15 protein-coding genes are annotated in these 20,227 nt (G+C 36.6%); 11 read left to right on the top strand and 4 right to left on the bottom strand.

The genetic code is table 11. The features are described 5' to 3' along the window. The first annotated feature begins 1 nt into the window (after position 1). Genes AC0KSB_RS08905 through AC0KSB_RS08855 form a run of 11 tightly spaced genes read left to right on the top strand, consistent with a single transcriptional unit; the run spans position 2 to position 15,030 of the window. Positions 2-1,069, top strand: a complete 1,068-nt coding sequence (locus AC0KSB_RS08905) for a cobalt-precorrin 5A hydrolase (protein WP_472308401.1) — start codon at positions 2-4, stop codon at positions 1,067-1,069. A gap of 54 nt (positions 1,070-1,123) precedes the next feature. Further along, entirely contained in the window at positions 1,124-3,178 is a 2,055-nt protein-coding gene (cobJ, locus tag AC0KSB_RS08900) for a precorrin-3B C(17)-methyltransferase (protein WP_472308399.1), read from the top strand. Position 3,179: 1 nt separating this feature from the next. Then, the gene (locus tag AC0KSB_RS08895; RefSeq protein WP_472308397.1) at positions 3,180-3,881 is read left to right on the top strand and encodes a precorrin-2 dehydrogenase/sirohydrochlorin ferrochelatase family protein; all 702 of its coding nucleotides are present in this window, start codon (positions 3,180-3,182) and stop codon (positions 3,879-3,881) included. Beyond that, positions 3,874-6,441 (top strand): uroporphyrinogen-III C-methyltransferase, encoded by a 2,568-nt coding sequence (cobA, locus tag AC0KSB_RS08890; RefSeq protein WP_472308395.1) that lies wholly within the window; start codon positions 3,874-3,876, stop codon positions 6,439-6,441. The genes AC0KSB_RS08895 and cobA overlap by 8 nt, the downstream gene beginning before the upstream one ends. 43 nt (positions 6,442-6,484) lie before the next feature. Then, the gene (hemB, locus tag AC0KSB_RS08885; protein ID WP_472308393.1) at positions 6,485-7,519 is read left to right on the top strand and encodes a porphobilinogen synthase; all 1,035 of its coding nucleotides are present in this window, start codon (positions 6,485-6,487) and stop codon (positions 7,517-7,519) included. Positions 7,520-7,569: 50 nt separating this feature from the next. After that, entirely contained in the window at positions 7,570-8,898 is a 1,329-nt protein-coding gene (hemL, locus tag AC0KSB_RS08880) for a glutamate-1-semialdehyde 2,1-aminomutase (protein WP_472308391.1), read from the top strand. Positions 8,899-8,936: 38 nt separating this feature from the next. Continuing rightward, positions 8,937-9,314, top strand: coding sequence for a sirohydrochlorin chelatase (locus AC0KSB_RS08875; protein ID WP_472308389.1), 378 nt, complete (start codon positions 8,937-8,939; stop codon positions 9,312-9,314). 56 nt (positions 9,315-9,370) lie between these two features. Next, positions 9,371-11,695, top strand: coding sequence for a cobyrinate a,c-diamide synthase (locus tag AC0KSB_RS08870; RefSeq protein ID WP_472308387.1), 2,325 nt, complete (start codon positions 9,371-9,373; stop codon positions 11,693-11,695). Next, the gene (locus tag AC0KSB_RS08865; protein ID WP_472308385.1) at positions 11,679-13,301 is read left to right on the top strand and encodes a cobyric acid synthase; all 1,623 of its coding nucleotides are present in this window, start codon (positions 11,679-11,681) and stop codon (positions 13,299-13,301) included. The genes AC0KSB_RS08870 and AC0KSB_RS08865 overlap by 17 nt, the downstream gene beginning before the upstream one ends. Before the next feature lie 18 nt (positions 13,302-13,319). Beyond that, positions 13,320-14,099, top strand: a complete 780-nt coding sequence (locus AC0KSB_RS08860; protein WP_472308383.1) for a precorrin-8X methylmutase — start codon at positions 13,320-13,322, stop codon at positions 14,097-14,099. Between the two features lie 49 nt (positions 14,100-14,148). Then, on the top strand, positions 14,149-15,030 hold the full coding sequence (locus tag AC0KSB_RS08855; RefSeq protein ID WP_472308381.1) for a PmeII family type II restriction endonuclease: 882 nt from the start codon (positions 14,149-14,151) through the stop codon (positions 15,028-15,030). 43 nt (positions 15,031-15,073) lie between these two features. Here AC0KSB_RS08855 and dcm read toward each other — a convergent pair whose 3' ends face one another. The 4 genes from dcm to AC0KSB_RS08835 all read right to left on the bottom strand — a co-directional run bounded on the left by dcm (position 15,074) and on the right by AC0KSB_RS08835 (position 20,208). Then, a complete protein-coding gene (gene dcm / locus AC0KSB_RS08850) occupies positions 15,074-16,369 on the bottom strand; it encodes a DNA (cytosine-5-)-methyltransferase (RefSeq protein WP_472308379.1) in 1,296 nt (431 codons plus the stop codon). Between the two features lie 259 nt (positions 16,370-16,628). Beyond that, positions 16,629-17,465 carry a hypothetical protein gene (locus AC0KSB_RS08845; protein ID WP_472308377.1) on the bottom strand — a complete coding sequence of 279 codons (837 nt, stop codon included), beginning with the start codon at positions 17,463-17,465 and terminating at the stop codon, positions 16,629-16,631. Continuing rightward, positions 17,452-18,978 (bottom strand): AAA family ATPase, encoded by a 1,527-nt coding sequence (locus tag AC0KSB_RS08840; RefSeq protein WP_472308375.1) that lies wholly within the window; start codon positions 18,976-18,978, stop codon positions 17,452-17,454. Before AC0KSB_RS08840 ends, AC0KSB_RS08845 begins: the two co-directional genes overlap by 14 nt. Before the next feature lie 183 nt (positions 18,979-19,161). Beyond that, the gene (locus AC0KSB_RS08835; protein WP_472308373.1) at positions 19,162-20,208 is read right to left on the bottom strand and encodes a siderophore ABC transporter substrate-binding protein; all 1,047 of its coding nucleotides are present in this window, start codon (positions 20,206-20,208) and stop codon (positions 19,162-19,164) included. Between the last annotated feature and the right edge of the window lie 19 nt (positions 20,209-20,227).

The following is a 20,227-nucleotide window of genomic DNA, read 5'->3' as shown; positions in this document are numbered from 1 at the left end:
CATGACTGTAAAAAAAAGGTTTAAAGATATTCGCTATTTTGCACTCACAAAAGAAGCACAAATATTGGCAAAAAAAATACAAAAAGAGTTTAAAGGCAAAATAAGCACATGGCCTTTGACCCAAGATGATTTTGAATCTGCGGATGCTCTTGTTATGGTAATGGCAACCGGCATAGTTGTCAGAAAAATTGCTTGTTTTGTTAAAGATAAATTATCTGATCCAGCTGTTATTGTAATAGATCAGCAGGGTAAATTTGTGATTCCTCTTTTGTCTGGGCATGCCGGGGGCGCAAATCTTCTTGCCGGTAAAATATCGGATTTTCTTCAAGCTCAGGCTGTAATAACAACAGCTACAGATGTCTGTGGACTAATCGCCTGGGATAGTTGGGCTGCAGAAAATAGCATAATTATATCTAATCCCAAAGAATATAAAAAACTGGCATCTTCAATGCTGTCAGGTAAGCTAGTCAGCTTTGCAAGCGATATAGAAATAAAAATCACAAAAGAACTGCAAAAAATAGAGACAAAAATAATAACTGCTGCAAATGTGACTGAGGGGATATCTTTGTGGCAAGAGTATCAAAAAACAGGTGACCCCAAAAAAGATTATGTCTTGCTAAGTGTTATTAATACGGAAAATCTTTTTAAAACCGGAAATACTGTTTTACATTTGCATCCAAAACTTTTATGGCTAGGGATCGGCTGTCGTAAAAATACAGATACAGAAAAACTACTGCAGGCGGCAGAGGTTTTTTTGCGGCAAAACAGTATTAGCAGGCATTCATTAGCAGGATTGGCAACAATAAGCTGCAAAGCTAATGAAAAAGCGATTCTGGAGTTAGCAAGAAAATGGAAACTACCATTAGACATAAAATCTGTTGAAGAAATCAGTAAGGTAGAGAAAAACTTTACAGGCTCAGATTTTGTAAAAAAACAGATAGGTGTTCAAGCAGTTGCTGAGCCTGTGGCTTGCCTTGCAGCCGGATGCGAAAAAGTTTTTGTGCCCAAGGCTATTTTTGAAGGTATAACATTAGCTTTGGCCAAAGCTGATAAAGTGCTGGAAATTTAGTTCTTGTCAATTTTATACATTAAGAAAAGGCTATCTGGAAGAAAGTGGGTAAACATGTTAAAAACTGTTAATGAAAAAAACATTCAGACTAATAAAAAATATTCGGAACAGATTAATCTGCTTGCTTTAAGTATAAGTCATCAAACTGCAAATGAAAGGCAACGGGATAAACTGTCATTTACAGCAGAACAGAAAAGAAATTTTGAGCAAGCTGTCATTTCAGAAGAATTGGCGACGGAATGTTTTATTTTATCTACCTGTAACCGCACCGAACTCTATTTTGCCATTTGGGGAGAAATAAACAGTAAAAGAATTAATCAGATGCAGAGATATCTTAGTAAATATAAAGACATGGAATTAAGTGAATTGAAAGAAATCTGTAATATATATAGTTCCGGTATTCTTACAAGGCATCTTATGCGTGTTGCCTGTGGCTTGGATTCCATGCTTCTTGGAGAAGATCAGATCAAGGGACAGTTAAAAGAATCTTTTTTACAATCCCAAGAGAGAGGATATGCCGGTAAAAATTTGCAAAATCTTTTTCAGGCAGTTCAACATTGTGCGGCTTTAGTAAGAAATCAAACATCTTTATCTGGTACTCCGTGGTCAATACCTTCTCTGGCAATTAAAGCAGGGATGACCAAATTGCTTGAGGGCAAACAAAGTGGTCAAAGAATTAATGTTCTTGTTATTGGAGCCAGTGGATATACCGGTCAGATTATAATTCGTGATTTGCTTACTCGCTACGGAGAATCTGTGTATGTGATGGCAACTTGCAGAAGTCACTGTGCACCACTTAGTATGATGAGCAAAGTTCACTCTCAGCTTGAGCTTGTTGAATACAAACAGCGATATGATCTGATTGATTCTTCTGATTTGATTATAAGTGCAACACGTAGTCCTCATCTTACGATTAAAGCTGATTTATGCCAAAATATATTAAAAAGTACGCGCAAGCGAGTTTTTGTCGATTTGGCTATGCCGATGGATATTGATGAAAATATTTCAAAATCACCTGATTGCAGTTTGATACAGCTTGATCAAGTTAAAGAACTGGCACAGCAAAGTAATAGTATAAGATATCAGGCAGCAATAGAAGCAGCCGATATTATAGAGGAGCAGGCAGACAATTTTGAAAAAAGTTTATTGATGCGGCAGAAAAAAAAGATGATTGAACAGATTGCAAAACAGGCAGACAAATCCGGCCATTTTTATCAACCTGATGAGATGATGCGATATCTGATTTATAATGTTCGCGATAATGCAAATAAAGAGGAGTTTGAAATATTTTTAAACTGTCTTGATAAAGGCTTTAATCACAAAGCTTTAGGCAGGAGAGTCAATACAAAGCAAAAAAGAAGCGGCACCATCAGAATAGTCGGCTTTGGACCAGGATCGCAAAACCAGATGACACACCAGTCTTACAATGCTTTGAGCAAGGCGGATTATATAGTTGGCTATAAAACATATACAGACTTATTAAAACCGATTTTCCCAGAACATAATTATATTTCTTCAGGCATGCGTCAGGAAACGGCAAGATGCCAAAAAGCACTTGATCTTGCTGCTGAAGGTTACGATGTATCACTTGTTTCCAGTGGAGACAGTGGAATTTACGGGATGGCAGGTATATTGCTGCAATTACTAAATAAACATGAAGAAAGACAAATGATCAAATGGGAAGTGGTTCCGGGTGTAACCGCCGCGAATGCCGCCGCTGCTGTATTGGGCGCTCCTTTGATGCATGATTTTGCCATTATTAGTTTAAGCGACTTGTTAACTCCGATGGAACTTATTGAAAAAAGACTGGAAGCTGCTGCGTCTTCCGACTTTGTAATCTGTTTGTATAACCCGGCCAGTTCACAAAGACGTGAGCATTTAGCAAAAGCTGTAAATTTAATCAGCAAATATCGTTTGAAATCGACTCCTGTAGGCATAGTAACTCATGCCGGTCGTAGTGGTCAGCATAAACAATTAACAACACTTTTTCAATTACCGCAGGAAGATGTAAATATGTTTAGTGTTGTTCTAATCGGTAATTCTCAGACTTTTGTCGAAAATAATATCATGATAACCCCTCGTGGATATAAGTTTGCGGAGGATATTTGAGATGGCATTGTTTCCTTTTTTTATCGAAATGCAAAACAAAGCTTGTCTGATAACAGGAGGTGGAGAAGTAGCTGCCAGAAGAAGTCGGGCTTTGCTTGAGGCGGGAGCAGTTATTACAATTATCGCCGAACAGATTAATAAGGATATTCAAGAATTGCTTAAAACAGAAAATAATTATTCCGATAATATCAACTGGATACAAAAAAAACTGGTAAGCAGTAGAAAAGAAAAATTTGCAGATGACTTGATGATCGTAATAACAGAAGATCTTATAGACCCTTATTTTGCAGTGATAGCAGCAACAGGAGATCCTGAAGCAGACAAGCTGATAATTGATTTTTGCCAAAAGAAAAAGATATTAGCGTTAGCGGCATCCGATTCAGAAATTTCTGATTGTTATTTCCCGGCGGTTGTGCGCTGTGGCTCGGTGATAGCAGGTATTAGCAGCTCAGGATGCAGTCCTTCTCTTTCTGCGATTATTGCTGAGGATTTAAAAGAATGCTGGACACCATGGCTTGGTGTGCTTACCGGTCAGCTTGCTGATATCAGAACAATTTGCTTGCATAATCATAATATTTATCAGCGACGGAAATTACTTAAAGAAATCGCTTTAAAGGGTTGGAAACATAAAGCCGCATTTAATCAGAAAGAATTTGAAAAGATTCTCAAGAATTGCGAAGGAAAAGAGGGTAAAAATGAATAATGGTGTAAATGGAAATAAAGAAGAACGCCTTATACGTGTAGGTACCAGAAAAAGCCCTTTAGCCATGAAACAAACGGAGTTAATAATTGAGAGAATAAAAAGAAATTACCCGCAGCAATTATTTGAAATAGTTCCGGTTATAACAGAGGGAGATAAAAATATTGACATCAGTCTGGAAAAAATGGGAGGCAAGGGTGTCTTTATAAGTGAACTGGAAAATAAATTGTTATCCGGGCAAATAGATATGGCAATACATAGTGCTAAGGATATGCCTATGAATATTCCGGAGGGGCTAACTTTGGCAGCAGTTTCCAGCAGAGCAGATGCCAGAGATGTTATAGTTTATACCTCTGCTGATTTTGAAAAAGGAATTATAGGTACAAGTAGTTTACGAAGAGAGATACAGGCAAGGAGAATCTGGCCAGAAAGCACAATTAAGTCTGTTCGTGGCAATGTTCATACCAGATTAAATAAATTAGCATCCGGTCAGTATGATGCTTTGATATTAGCGTCTGCAGGCTTGACAAGATTAGGTTTAATTAATGAAAAATCAGATACGGGGATCATTGAGATTGATAATAAATCTCTCAATTATAGAAAACTTAGTTTTGAAGAAATGTTACCGGCAGCAGGACAGGGCTTTATGGCGGTAGAAACCAGACAAAATGATACATCCCTGATTGAATTTCTACAGAAAAATGTTTCTGATATTGGTGCTGAAATATGTCTTGCTTGTGAAAGAGCTTTTATAAGCTTTTTTGACGCAGGTTGTAATGCTCCCTTGGCAGTAATGGCTGAATATGATCAACAAAGATTAAAGACGAAATCATTATTTACAGGAAATGAAAAAAATAGTTCCTGCAAAGATCAAATAAAATTGACTGTGTTAGACTGCAGGCCGGCTCAGAAAATTGCTCTTGAAACAGTTGTAGATAATCCGTCTGCAGCTATTAAGTATGATTTTCTAATAAAAGTTTCAGAAAATATTCCGCAGACAAAAAAATATGCACAAGAGCTTCCTCAAGGAGAAGTTAGTCTTGTAGGTGCAGGACCTGGCCGTAGAGAGTTGATGACACTTAAGGGTGCACAAAAACTTGCACAGGCGGATGTAGTTGTATATGACCGTCTGGCAGCTCCATCTTTGCTTGGTATGGCAAAAGCTGGTGCGCATTTGATCTATGTAGGTAAGTCTGCAGGGCAACACACTTTGCCACAAGAGCAGATCAATCAGTTGCTAGTTAGATTATCGCGTCAAGGGTTAAAGGTAGTGAGACTCAAAGGTGGTGATCCGTTTGTTTTCGGGCGCGGTGGTGAAGAAGCAATGGCTTTAAGGCAAGCTGGTCAAAGTTTTGAAATTGTTCCGGGCATCAGCTCTGCGGTAGCTGTGCCTCTTTATGCCGGTATACCTGTAACACATCGAGGTGTAGCAAATTCTTTTCACATAATAACAGGGCAGGACAAAACTGATAGTCATGTCCTTAATCTTGATTTTGCTGCTTTAGCACAAGTCAAAGGAACTTTGGTTTGTCTTATGGGTCTGCGAACCCTGCCACAGTTGGCGACAGGATTGATTAAAGCAGGTATGAATCCGGCAACTCCGGCAGCCACTATTAGCCAGGGAACAACCGGTTCTCAGAAAATAATTAAATGCAGATTGTCAGAATTGGCAGCAGAGGTTGAAAAAGCGAATCTTCCCACTCCTGCTTTAACTGTGATAGGTGAAGTAGTAAATTTAAGCTCAGACTTGGCTTGGTTTAAAAAAGGGCTGCTTGCAGGCAAAAAAATACTTGTTACCAGAACCAAAACTGCTGATAAACCTACACGTTTAGGCTCTTTAATTGAAGCAATGGACGGAGAAGCAATAGAAATAAGCTTGATAGAAATTATAGAAATTATTGATAGCAAAGCTGTTAAAGAGGCAATTAGTGAATTAGCAGGAGGTAAAGTTGATAGGCTTATTTTAACCAGTGAAAATGGAGTAAAAGCTTTTATAAAAGCTTTTCAAGCTGCAAAAATAGATATTAGATCAATCGGCGGCTGCAAAATAGCAGTTGTTGGAGCAAGTACCGCTCTGGCTCTTTCTAATCACGGTTTGCAGGCTGATTTTATTCCATCTGTCTATACTTCGGAATGTTTGGCAGCAGAGCTTGTTCCTCAGATAGATCAAAGAGAGAGAGTAATTCTTTTTGGTGCGTCTTCTTCTTCAGAAACTATAGCTGTTTCACTTGCTAACAACGGCATCAGCTATAGAAAAGTAGATGCTTATATAACGAGGCCTAATTCGACTCAAAACCAGGCATTGATACAGTTGGTTGAACAAGTAGATGCTATGACTTTTGCCAGTGGTTCAGCTGTACAAGCTTTTGCCGACAGCCTGCAGGATCTTCCTGATGACGAAAGAGAAATTATTCTTAAAAAGCTGCCATATATTTACAGTATAGGGCCTGTAACAACTGCAGCTTGTGAAAAGGAAGGTTTTGATGTCAGAAAAACTGCAGAAAAAGCTAGTGCAGAAGCTTTATTGGAAAGTATGCTTGATGATTTGCTGCGAGCAAAATGATGATTCTAGTCTAAACATAATATAACAGTAAAAAGAGGTAATTATGGATAAAGAGGCAAATATAAATCAAATCAAAAGTGTTGAAGTATATCAAAGACCGAGACGTTTGCGTAAAAATGCTGTTATCAGGGCTTCTGTTCAGGAAACAATCCTTTCAGCAGAACATCTTGTTTTCCCGATCTTTGTGGTGGAAGGTATAAATATTAAAACAGAAATTGATTCTATGCCGGGAATATTTCGTTTTTCATTAGATTTGCTTTTACCGGAAATAAAGAGAATCTGGGACGCTGGTGTACGACAGATAATTTTGTTTGGTATTCCAGATAAAAAAGATAAAGACTATTGTGGCAGTAAAGCATGGGATGCACAAGGTCCTGTTCAAAAGGCAATAAGAGCAATTAAAAAAGAGTTTCCCGATCTGATGATCTGGGCAGATATTTGTCTTTGTGAATATACTGACCACGGACATTGTGGTTTGCTAAAAGATGGACAGATACTAAATGATGAGACTTTACCTTTATTATCCAAAGCCGCTTTAAGTTGTGCACAAGCAGGTGCAGACGGGATTGCTCCATCAGATATGATGGATGGGCGAATTTCTTTTATACGCCGGAGCCTGAATAAAGCTGGTTATGATAGTTGTATGATTATGGCTTATAGTGCAAAGTTTGCGTCTGCCTTTTATGGTCCTTTCCGCGAAGCTGCCGATTCGGCACCGTCTTTTGGAAACAGAAAAAGTTACCAGATGAATCCTGCTAATCGTAAAGAAGCTATGCGAGAAGTAAGACTGGATATTGAAGAGGGTGCAGATCTTATTATGATTAAACCTGCTATGGCATATCTTGATATTATTCGTGAAGCTGCGAATATTTCAGATCGTCCTATTGTTGCTTATCATGTGAGTGGTGAATACAGCATGATAAAAGCAGCATCATATAATGGTTGGATTAACGAAGCCGAAATTGTTCTTGAGGCACTTATGGCAAGCAGACGCGCCGGTGCCAGTATTTTGATTACATATCATGCACCAGAAGCGGCAAAATGGCTAAAAAATAAATTGCAAGACAATTCAAATTAGTAAATATTTGCATGCTTTTAAATGCATGCATTTAAAGGGAGGACAAAATAATGCTGAAAACCCCGGAACATATTCTTGACAGTGTTCCTATAAAATCGGAAGAATTATTTGACAAGGCAGAAAAAGTTATACCTGGAGGTGTTAATAGTCCGGTTAGAGCATATAGGGCGGTAAAGCAAACACCAAAATTTATAGATAGAGCAAAAGGTTGTCGCATTTGGGATGCAGACGGAATTGAGAGAATTGATATGGTTGGCTCATGGGGGCCAATGATATTAGGACATGCAAATGAGGCTGTTATTACGGCCGTTAAGCAAGCTGCAGATAAAGGTCTCTCTTATGGTGCGCCAACCGGAGGGGAAATAGAACTGGCGGAAATTATTTGTGAACAGGTTGACTCTGTAGAAAAAGTCCGTCTGGTTAATTCAGGTACAGAGGCCGTGATGACCGCGTTACGGCTTGCCAGAGCTTTTACCGGCCGTGATTATATCGTTAAGATGGATGGTTGCTATCATGGTCATAGTGATTCTATGCTCATTCAGGCGGGATCGGGTCTTATGACGGAAGGTATTCCTGACAGTGCAGGAGTGCCGGGAGTTTTTGCCAATCTGACTTTAAGTCTTAAATATAACGATATTGAGGGATTACAAGAATTAATCAAAAAAATGGGATCGAAGATTGCAGCCGTAATAATTGAACCGGTGGCTGCAAATATGGGCGTTGTACCACCATTGCCTGGATATCTTGAAAGCATAAGATCACTTACTCAAAAAGCAGGTGTATTATTAATATTTGATGAGGTTATTACTGGTTTTAGATTATCAGTTGGAGGAGCACAAAAATATTTCAATATATCTTCTGATATAACAGTTTTCGGCAAAATAATCGGTGGTGGTATGCCCGTAGGAGCAGTTGGAGGCAGAGCAGATATTATGAATATGCTGGCTCCTCTTGGTTCTGTATATCAGGCAGGAACATTATCGGGAAATCCATTGGCTGTAGCTGCCGGAAGGGCTACCCTAACAGAATTGATAAAAAACCCGGAAATATATTTAAAACTGGAAAGAAACGCGGATATGTTGGTGAAAAGCATTTTACAGTCTGCTGAAAAAACAAATATTCCTGTCAAAGTAAACCGTTGCGGATCATTGTTCAGTGTATTTTTCAGTCAGACAGATATTGAAAATGATGCACAGGCTCAGGCATCAGATAGAGAATTGTATTCAAAGTTTTTTGATCAGATGATGCGAAGAGGTGTTTATCTGCCGCCTTCGATGTTCGAAATGTGGTTTTTAAGTCAGGCACATCAGGACTCAGATATCAAGCATATTACACAGGCTATAGATTTAAGTTTGCAGGCAATTGGCGAAAAGAAATAGAAGATCGATATTAAACAGAAAAAAGAAAGAGGTAAACTATGGATTCATGCATTGTTTTAGCACATGGAAGTATAAGAAAAGAAACAAATGAAGTTATGGACAAAATACTTAGTCAGCTTGAAGAAAAATTTTCTGATCAGAAAATAAATTTAAGTGTGGCATATTTACAGCTTGCGCAGCCCAGTTTGGAGCAAGAAGTAAAAAGACTTTATGAACAAGGAAGCCGAAAAATTATTCTGGTACCAATGTTCATTTTTGACGGTGTGCATGTAACCAAAGATATTCCTGATGCGTGTAGGGAACTGGAAGCAGAATTTAAAGATTTAATTTTGATTCAGGGCGACCATATAGGTGCTGATCCTTTACTTGCACAAATAGTAAAAAATCGTATTGAGCAGGTTTTATCCAAAAGCTAGAAAAGTTTTTAGCTGTGTCAAAAAGAAAAATACTGAATGCTTTGGAGTGAAAATATATGTCAAGCAAAAAGACAGGTGAATTGAAATGGCTTATTATCGGCGGTACTGCTGATGCCAGGCAATTGTGTGAGCAAATGCAAGAACAAGGTATGATTTTGCAAATATGTGTTGCAGAGCAAAATGGAGCGGAAGCATTATCACATTTACCTGCCGATACTCTAATTCATATTGGCAGAAAGAATCACCTGGCTTTTGAAAAACTTATTTTAGAACAACAAATAAACAGAGTTATTGATTGCAGTCATCCTTATGCCTATGAGGTTTCAAAGGAAATAACGATTGCCTGCAATAATTTAAATATAAAATGCTGGAGATTAAATCGGGCGGAAGCTATTTCTGAAACAGATTATAAAATTAATCTTGAATTAGACAGCATAGTTCGTGCTGCAGATATAGAGCAGGCTATTAGTCTGGCGAATCAGATAAGTGGCAATATTCTTTTGACAACAGGTGTAAATCATCTTGAAAAATATGCCGTGGGTATAGAAAACTCCAAGAATAGATTGTATGTCCGTGTGTTACCTGTGATTCCTTCTTTGAAAATCTGCCTGAAGAATGAAATAAAAACTGATCATATTATCGCCCAGCAAGGCCCGTTTAGTGTAGAAATGAACCGGGCTCTTATAAGACAATATGATATAAAACTCGTGATCAGTAAAGAGGGTGGCGAGTTATCTGGTATTAAAGAAAAGATCAAGGCAGTACAGCAAGAAAAGGTGAAACTTGCTTTAATAAGAAGACCGGAAAAAGCTTTTGATTATGAGTTTGTTTTCGATAATGTAGAGCAGCTGCTGGCATCATGTATTCAGATATTTAAAGCAGAAGAAGATAGCAATGAAATTAAAGAAGAGGTAAATGAAAAAGTAATAGATAGAATAAAGGAACAAAACACAAAACAAAAAGCTGTTACCGCCCAAAAAGCTTTAATGCTGGCAGGAACAGGCAGTGGCTGTGGTAAAACTACGATAACTGCTGCCTTGTTGGCTGCATTTGCACAAAAGGGAAAAGAAATTCAACCATTTAAGACAGGACCTGATTACATTGATCCGATGTTCCATCAAGCTGCCTGTGGTATAACAGGTATTAATCTGGATAGCTGGCTGCTTGATGCAAAAACGATAAACAGTCTTTTTGCCGAAAGAATGACCAAAAATGATAGAAGCATGGCTCTGATAGAAGGAGTAATGGGACTTTATGATGGTTTGTCGGATACTATGGAAGGTAGTACTGCGACGCTGGCCAATATACTAGATGTTCCGATAATTCTTTTGATTGACGGATCGGGTCTGGCGCTTTCTATTTGTGCGATAATAAACGGTTATATAAATTTCCATGAAGAGACCGGAAAGCGGATTGTGGGTGTTATTCTCAATAAAGTATCGGCAGGCGGATATTCCTATCTTAAACCTTTGATAGAAAAACATTGTAATATTACTGTGGTAGGGTTTTTGCCGAAAGTTAATGATTGTGAGCTTGGAAGCAGACATCTTGGTCTTATTCCACCACATGAAGATCAGAACTTAAAGATGAAAATTGAAAAACTTGCCAGAATTGTGCAAGAGACGATAGATATTGAAAAGCTGGAAAAACTGGCAGAAATGAATTCTTTTGATTTATCTGAAAAAATTTCGTTTGTTGAAATAGAGAAGTTCAAGCATAAGTTTAATTGTAGAATAGCCATTGCAAAAGACAAGGCTTTTAATTTTTATTATGAGGATAATCTTGATTTGCTGAGAAAAATGGGTGTGGAACTTATTTTTTTCAGTCCTTTGGAAGATAATAATTTGCCAGATAATATAGATGGTCTGTATTTAGGAGGAGGTTATCCGGAAGTTTTTGCTGCACAATTATCAGTACAAACAGAATTGCGTTGCCAGATAAGGAAGAAAATCCTCTCAGGATTGCCTACTGTTGCCGAATGTGGAGGATTATACTATCTAAGCCAGACCGCAGAGGATATGAAAGGCAAAATTTTTGAAATGTCTGGTGTTTTGCCGATTGATATTAGGATGACAGATAGATTGCAGAATTTTGGTTATCAGACTTTAACTTTGCAGCATGATGGTCTTCTTGGCAAAAAAGGTGATATTGTACGGGCACATGAATTTCATTATTCAGCAAGTAGTAATTATGGTGACTCCTGTGTTGTAAATAAATCTTCCGGACGCAGTTGGCAAAGCATTTTTCACAGTAATAGTTACTGGATAGGATATTCGCATTTGCATTTTTATAGTCAACCTTCTATGGCAATATCCTGGCTTAAAAAATGTTTGGAATACCAAAATTCTTTGAAAGAAGGAAATTATGAAAAATACGAATAAGCAGGCAAAACCTTTAATGATTCAGGGAACGATGTCTTCATCCGGTAAAAGCCTTATTACAGCTGGTTTGTGCAGAATTTTGCATCAAGACGGTCATGATGTAGCTCCATTTAAATCGCAAAATATGGCTCTCAATTCTTATATTACACTTGACGGCATGGAGATGGGAAGAGCACAGGTTTTGCAGGCTCAGGCCTGCGGTCTTGAACCGGATGTAAGTATGAATCCTATTTTGCTTAAGCCAACAAGTGATATGGGATCACAGCTTATAGTTCATGGAGAAGTAAGAGGTCAGTATAGTGCTGTTGACTATTTCAAAATGAAAAAACAACTTATTCCTGAAATAATGGAATCTTTTGAAAAGGTAAAGCAAAATAGAGATTATGTAATTATCGAAGGTGCAGGTAGTCCGGCAGAAATAAATCTCAAGCAGGAAGATATTGTCAATATGGGTATGGCCAAAATGGCTCAGACACCGGTTTTGCTAATTGGAGATATAGACAGGGGAGGTGTTTTTGCTTCTTTATACGGCACGCTTTTGTTACTTTCAGAAGAAGAGCGAAAAAGAGTAAAAGGTCTCATTATTAATAAATTCAGAGGGGATGTTGAAATACTTAAACCTGGACTGAAAATGCTGGAAGACTTGACAGGAATCCCTGTGATTGGCGTAATTCCTATGATAGCAATTGATTTGGATGATGAGGACAGCGAATCTGACAGGCTGAAAAAAACGAGTCTGCCGGAGGCTGATTATCTTGATATTGCTGTTATCAGGCTGCCTAGACTGTCGAACTTTACGGATTTCAACGTTTTTGGACAGGTAGAAAATGTAAACTTACGATATGTTGATCAGCTTAGAAAATTAGGAAATCCTGATTTAGTTATAATACCAGGCAGCAAAAATACTCTTGCTGATCTGGAATGGCTTAATTACACAGGCTTGGCAACCGCTATATCAGAACATGCAGCAGCAGGCAATCCTGTAGCAGGTATTTGCGGAGGCTATCAGATGCTTGGGGAAGTTCTTCATGATCCAGATAATGTAGAACAAGGAGGAACACAACAAGGCCTAGGACTTTTGGCTGGCAAAACAGTATTTTGCCGTGAAAAAACAAGAACCAGAATTAAAGCTAAGATAAATCCGGAAGCGAACCTGTTTTATACTAGTGATTTGATTTGCTCGGAAAACAAATCAAAAAACATATCAGAAGATGTTTATGCCAAAGACAAAACTGCTAAAGAAAAAGATGTGTTTGAAGGTTATGAAATACATATGGGAGTAAGTGAAATTATTGATAGAAGTAAGTCTTGTCCTTTGTTTATTCTGGAAGATGGCAGAGAAGATGGAATGATTAGCAGTTCAGGGCTTATCTGGGGTACATATTTGCATGGCATATTTGATAATTCAAAAATTCTGATGAACCTTTTGAACTGGTTATGGAAGAGAAAAAATCCTGATCAAAATTATGACACTTCAATTTTCCAGTCTATTGATGTAGCTGCAATAAGAGAACGGGAATTGAACCGTCTGGCCGATACAATGCGCAGATCAATTGATCTGCAAGCTTTGTATCGTATTATTAATGAACATTCTGAGATAATGTGAAAGGCTTAGGTGATAGCAATGATTGATATACGCCAGGATTATAATGATTTTCCAAATGAAGATAGAGGCATTGCCAAAAGAGAATTGAAGAATAAAGAAGATAATAATTATTTACAGAATGAAACAAAAGAGAAAATAGGCTACAGGCATGTGAAGCCGCAGGAGATAGAGAGAGAAAGCTTTGCCATAATAGAAAAAGAGCTGCGTAATATTTTGCCAAAAGGGCATCGGTTTCATCCAGATATTATAAGTGTGCAGGCAAAAGCAGTGTTATATAGAATAATTCATACAAGTGCAGACTTTGAATATGCAGACAATCTGCATTTGTCGGATAATCTTTTTGCCGTTTGTCAAGAAATTTTACAGCAAAAGCCAATTATAGTGACAGATACATCAATGGCGGCTGCAGGAATAAACAAACCTTCTTTGGCAAAACTAGGCGGAGAAGTACATTGTTTTATCAAGGATGAGGGGGTAGCGGCTTTTGCCAAGCAAAAAGGAATAACAAGATCCTCGGCAAGCATGGATAAAAGCCTGGAACTTCTGGCAAAAGGTCGTCCCATGATCTATGCGATCGGCAATGCTCCAACTGCTTTAATCAGATTATCGGAATTAATTCATCAAGGGCAAATTACACCTGATCTTATCATCGCTGCTCCTGTGGGGTTTGTAAATGTGGTGGAATCCAAACAACTAATAAAAGACTTAGATGTCTCTCAGATTATTGCAGGAGAAAGAAAGGGTGGCAGTAACATAGCTGCTGCAATCTGTAATGCTTTGATATATCTTAATATATGATAAAATAAACAATAAATAGATGTTCTGAAGGCGAATTAGGAGTAGCATTATGCGAGAAAAAGAACGATTTATTGATTTGTATTTTAGTGGTGAATGTAATCTAACAAATGTTGGAAATTATATTCTAAACGATGAAGTAGAAGATATTGATGAGTGTGATAAGCTTGGGTTTACTCCAGAAGAATATAAATTATTTAAAGAAGGTAATACTAAAGATCTTGAGGAGCTATTAAGAATAAGAAAAAGAGCTTTCATTATAGAAAAAGCAAAACAATTTTTTAAGGATGAGATTGTTAGAAATCATTTTAATAATGCAAAAAAACTTGTTAACCTCAAAAACTTCCAATTGAATCCTTTTCTGGATAAGTATAAGGCCAATTTTTTGAAAGGCAACAGTTCGCCTGAAAGCATTGCTCGTATTTTGGTATATCCACGTGTTCTGGGAACTTCACTTAACACAACTTTTGGTAATAGTATGCAAAAATTCTGTAGCAGGGTTCTTGATGGTTTTGCCTCTACCACTACTGGTATGGATATAGAATTTGTTGATGCAATGGATGGAAGAAGAAAATATTGTCAGATAAAAGCCGGACCTAACACGATAAACAAAGATGATATTACTACAATAAACAATCATTTTTTGAGTGTGAGAAATCTTGCAAGGACTAATAATCTTGATATAAGACTGACAGATATGGTGGTTGGTGTGCTATACGGAACACCTGATCAGCTTAGTTCAAGTTATAGAAAAATTGATGAGACTTATCCTGTCTATGTAGGTCAGGAATTTTGGCATCGGCTGACAGGCGATCAGGAATTTTATCAGGATCTTTCTGACGCGATGGCAGATGCTGCCAGTGAATATGATGGCAGCCAGCTTCTGGAGGAAATCATTCAAAAACTGGCTGAAGAAATAGAATTATTAATGTAAAAATTTGTTTAATGTAAGAAAGTCTTACTGGTGAATGTTTTGATTATTGATCAGATATCTGATTGAGCACTGAAATAATTGATAAGCCAATTGCTTTTGCCATTTCAACAGGGACAGCATTGCCAATTTGCTTATATTGTGAAGAAAGCGACCCTACAAACTGCCAGCTATCAGGAAAAGATTGAATCCTTGCATATTCACGTATTTTAAAAGGTCTTACCTCGTCAGGGTGGCATCTTTCGGTCTGTTTTTGTGCAGGACTGCATGTAAGTGTAAGGCAGGGCTCATCCCAAGAGATTCTTCTTGCCATACCTGTTCTTCCTCCACCGGAATAATAGCTTTTTCCCATATAATCTTTGGCAATTTCTTCAGGAAGGTCACGCCAGTATCCTCCCGGAGGAACAAGCGACAATACTTTAAGTTTCTTTTCTGGATATTTATCGCCAGGTGAATCGGGCACGTTTTTGAGAGCATCACGAAGAACCGGTGTGTAATTATAAGGCTCGGGAGGCTTATAGTTTACTGATAAATCTTCACGAATTCCTATTATGACAGCTCTTTCTCTTTTTTGTGCTACCCCATAATTTGTTGCTTTAAGAATATGCCAGCAAACCTTGTAGCCGGCATTTTCAAAAACTTCAATCATTGTAGATAGAGTTTTTCCATTATCATGTGAGATTAAGCCTTTAACATTTTCAGCAAGAAAAACTTTAGGTCTGACTTGTTCAAGTATTTTTGCATAATAATAAAATAAAGTTCCCCTAACATCTTTTAAGCCTTTTTTTTGACCGGCATAGCTGAAAGATTGACAAGGATATCCACCTGAAAGAACATCTATATCTATGTTTTCCGGAATATAATTTTGTATTCCTCTCTCAACAACATTAACTATATCATCTTCAACAACATTCCAGTCTGGACGATTTAAACGTAAGGTTGCTGCTGCATCTTTATCAATTTCAATCAGACAAGAAGTATTAAAGCCAGCCATTTCAAGACCACAGGCAAGTCCGCCTGCTCCTGCAAATAACTCCACAACATTATACTCACGCATTGGTTTTATTTTGGAAGTATCAACAAAAGAAACCTGCTCTCTTTGAGCAACAATATTTTCTTTGGATTGTTTTTTAGAAGACTTAGTTATTATATCAACAGGAGATACCTCAAGAACATCAGAAAGCATTTGAACATTCTGTTTGATAGGAGAAGTTTTTTCCGAAAGCATTACAGATAATTGGTTTTTGGTAATTCCCAGAATAGATGCAAGTTCGGATTGTGTTTCAATATTTTTCTTTTTCATAATCTCTCGAACTTTTGTCTTGTCAATACAGCAATTCATAAAAACCCTCCCAAAAGTTATGAAAATATATTAACATAAAGGAAGGGTTTTGTATAGATAAAACAAACAAAAGTTCTTTTAGGTTTTATTTTTCTTTAATATTGAGTATAATTTTATTTGACGTTTCATTTTAGTCTTTCGAATTTCCATCAAATACTAAACCCTTTTACGTACATGAATGCACAGCACGTGTGTAGAACAGATAAAATGTTTAGGTAGGAAACACCTTTAAGAGGTGCTCAAAAATTAGGTTATTATTTTATATTGATCGTAAAAGAAAAATACTGCATATTAATGCTCTAAGTAAAGCTGTTTTCCATGTATTATATTGATACGCTTCGCATGAGTTTAATTGTTGTTCAAAAAATCTTAATAGTTTTTTTTCTCCCCATAAATTATAATTAGCTTTCCATTGCTTATAATTGTCTGCTATTTCAGCCGAACATTGTATTCCATATGTTTTACTCAATTGATATATATCGAAATGGTAACACAGTCGGCAATACAGATCAGTATTATAAGATTTTATTTTTTTATTTATAAAATATTGTGCAACTAATTGACTGTTTTCTATTTTCAGCTTTGCTTGAAGCCACTCTATATTATCTATTACATCATAGTATGGGTGAAATGGAGCAGAAATAATTTTATCAACCTTTTTATCACGTTTATTGTAGTTGCAATCTCTGCAAATAGGTATTAAATTAAAAGGTGTAACTGCGTATGTCGGGTAAATAGATTTGGCTAAATAATGGTCTAAATTTGAAACTACACCTACTCCACAAATAGGGCATCTTCCCGCTGAAGAAACCATTATTTTATCATAGTATTTAGATCGCACTGAGGAATGTTTTGCAAACTTATCCGAATATAATTTCTCCATGTCAGTTTTTGTTAAAATATTATTAACTTTATCGTGTGGTTTTATTTGTTTCCAAGCTTGCTTTGTTGCAATTTTGTTATAATTATCACTTTCTTCAGCAATAAAATCAGCACATTTCATATAATTTGCTTTTTTTGCTTTATCTCTAAAACTATCGGAACATACATCAACTATTTCTTTGGTACTATAAGGTGGTTTATCAATTTTTCGCATCTTCATTTTCCTTTAGAATTAATAATGTTTGCAGTAAAGCTCTTGCTTCTTCGCCTAATTCGTTATTATATAAATCCATTATTTTTTCATAATTATAACCATTGGAAACTTCTTCTGAGAGCAATTTATTGAATCCTGATTTACTCACTTCTAATCCAAATATTTCTCTTGTCAAAGAACCAATTGTTGCTCCAAATGTTTCAATTTCTACCCTGCTCGTTAATAATTGACTACCACTTCTGCATAATTTCCAAACACAACTTTTAGGGACTTCTTGTAATATTACAGGAGAGTGGGTAGATACTATTGCAACACTATTGCGGGTTGTTAATAGATAAGAAAGAGCTCTAATGAAAGCAGACAGAAGTGGTGGATGAAGATGGTTTTCTGGTTCGTCCCAAAAAATAATGCTTTTTTCTTCAAGCTTGTCTACACAGGCAGTAATAATTAACAAAACAACCTTATGCCCTGAACTTAGTTGATTAAAATTACTTTTTAGAAATTCTTTAGCAACTGTTTTATTATTGTCTTTATCTTTTTGCCATTTCTTCAGAAAATTATATACTTGTGACTCGCTGAAGGTTGGATCGCTCTTTAGCAAGGCGATTGTGTTTTCCCATCTTGCGACTTTAGTGTTACTTCCCATGCAGTTAGAAAAATTTTCAATAAACTGACTTAATATGTTCTGCAGTAAATTAGATTTTTCCTTGTTAAGTCCAATGTATGAAAAAGGCAGTTTGTTATTTGCAAATTCTGTTAGTTCCGAAAAGTCATCAAATGGACTGAAAGAAACACATAAAACATTTGCAAAACAAAAAAACTCTTCATTGTTAGAATGTAGTGTTTCTTGATCGTAATATTTACCAAAGTGTACTTGTTCTGATATTAATGATTTAACCATGTTTTTAATAAGATATGTTTTTCCCGCTCCGTTTCTTCCTATCAAAACATGAATATTTGTTGGTGGATTTGAGTCCGGTGTAATATTAAAATCAAGATTGATTGAAGAGAGGTTACCAGAGATATTTGGAACATAATTAAAATTATAGGGTGTTAGTTTTACTCCCCCAAGTGCAATTCTGTGTAATTGATGCTTAACTGAAAAAATTGAATGTCCTCTTAGTAAAGATGTATTTAATACATCTTCGTTTTGATATAAATCAAATAACTCTAGATTATAAGCTAAATCACTAAGAAGGAGAAAAATTTTTTTAGCAAAAGACGCTCCGAAAGAACAAATATTTATATAATAATCTTCTGATGTTCCAAGCGAAAAAAATTTTTCTGGCAATGCATCAAAACTTTCTGGAAGTTCATCACTAGTTCTTTCGCTTTGCATTCCTGAAAACCCTATCTTAATGGCACCAAGATGCTTATATTCTCCAGTTTTATTTTCATAACATGCATGGAATGTAGTTTTGTAGCCAAAATCATCCCAATTGTCATATGAAAAATCAATCCATTCAAAAGGTTCTTTAGGATAAGAATTTGTATAGGATATAATTAACTTCATATTGAATCCTCTAAAGAAAGTCAAATATAATATTTGATATAAATTATAGCAAATAATTAACGATTCTCAAATTAATAATCAAACTCTTTTTTCCTAATCTATATTATCAAACTTTGATTTGAAAAAAAACAACCCGATGTCTAAATTCATCGAGTTGTTTTGTAAAAAAGGTATTGTAAAAATTTATTCAACAGCGGCAGCGATTTCTGCAACCATGGTATTGGTTGAAGTTATTCCTCCTGAAGCTACATACCAGTTTACTGCGTCAAGATAAATGATATTGTTATTTTGTGCTGCTTCTGTTTGATTTATCAGATCATTATCCAATACGCTGCCTGCATTATCAGCTGCATCTGAACCTGTTGCGGCACTACGGTCAACAACGAAAATAAATTCAGGGTTTTTCTCGGCTACATATTCGAAACTTGCGCTTTGACCATGAGTTGATTCTTCTATGCTTTCATCAATTAGCTTAAAGCCAAAATCGTTGTATAAAAGGGCAAAACGTGATCCATAACCAAATACACTGAGATTTCCTTCGTTTACCATTAGCATAAGAGCACTGGAACCATTGGCTGTAACAGTTTCTTTTATAGATTCAACATCGTTTTTTATTCCCTCTAACTCTGCTGAAAGCATAGATTTTTTTGTTGGGAAAATCTTTGATATAGTTTCTATATTTTCTTCGAGTGTTTCTATATAGTCACTTGTAGGCATTGGCAGATAAACCGTTGGTGCGATTTCACTAAGTTCATCATAAGCGGTAGATGCTCTGGCACTTATTAGAATGAGATCTGGTTCAAGTTCGAAAACTGCTTCAAAATCAGGTTCGTGTAATGAACCTGCAACTGTGTAGGCATCAGAATCATATTTTGCTAAATGATCTGGCATACTTCCGCCTTTGCCAAAACCAATTATATCTATTCCGGCAAAATCAAGAATATCCAATGTCCCGAAATCAAATACAACGATTCTTTCTGGATTTGTCATTAGTTCTGTCGTTCCCAGTTCATGAGTAATGCTTATTGCAACAGATTCTACACTTGCATCGCTATCTTCAGTATCGTTTTGATCTTCGTCTGTTTCTGGAGTTTCACCATCTGCTTCAGTAGTTTCTGCAGTTGACTCAGTTGTTTGCGGCGCTGTTGTTTCTGAGGCTGAATTGCCTCCACATGCTGTAAGTGAAAGAATCATGCAGATGCTTAAAATAATATAAAGTGCTTTTTTCATTTTATAGTCCTTTCTTTTA

The organism is Ercella succinigenes (assembly GCF_900002895.1).
Note: the sequence above shows the minus strand (reverse complement) of the source record. Positions and strands in the feature narration are given on the sequence as shown.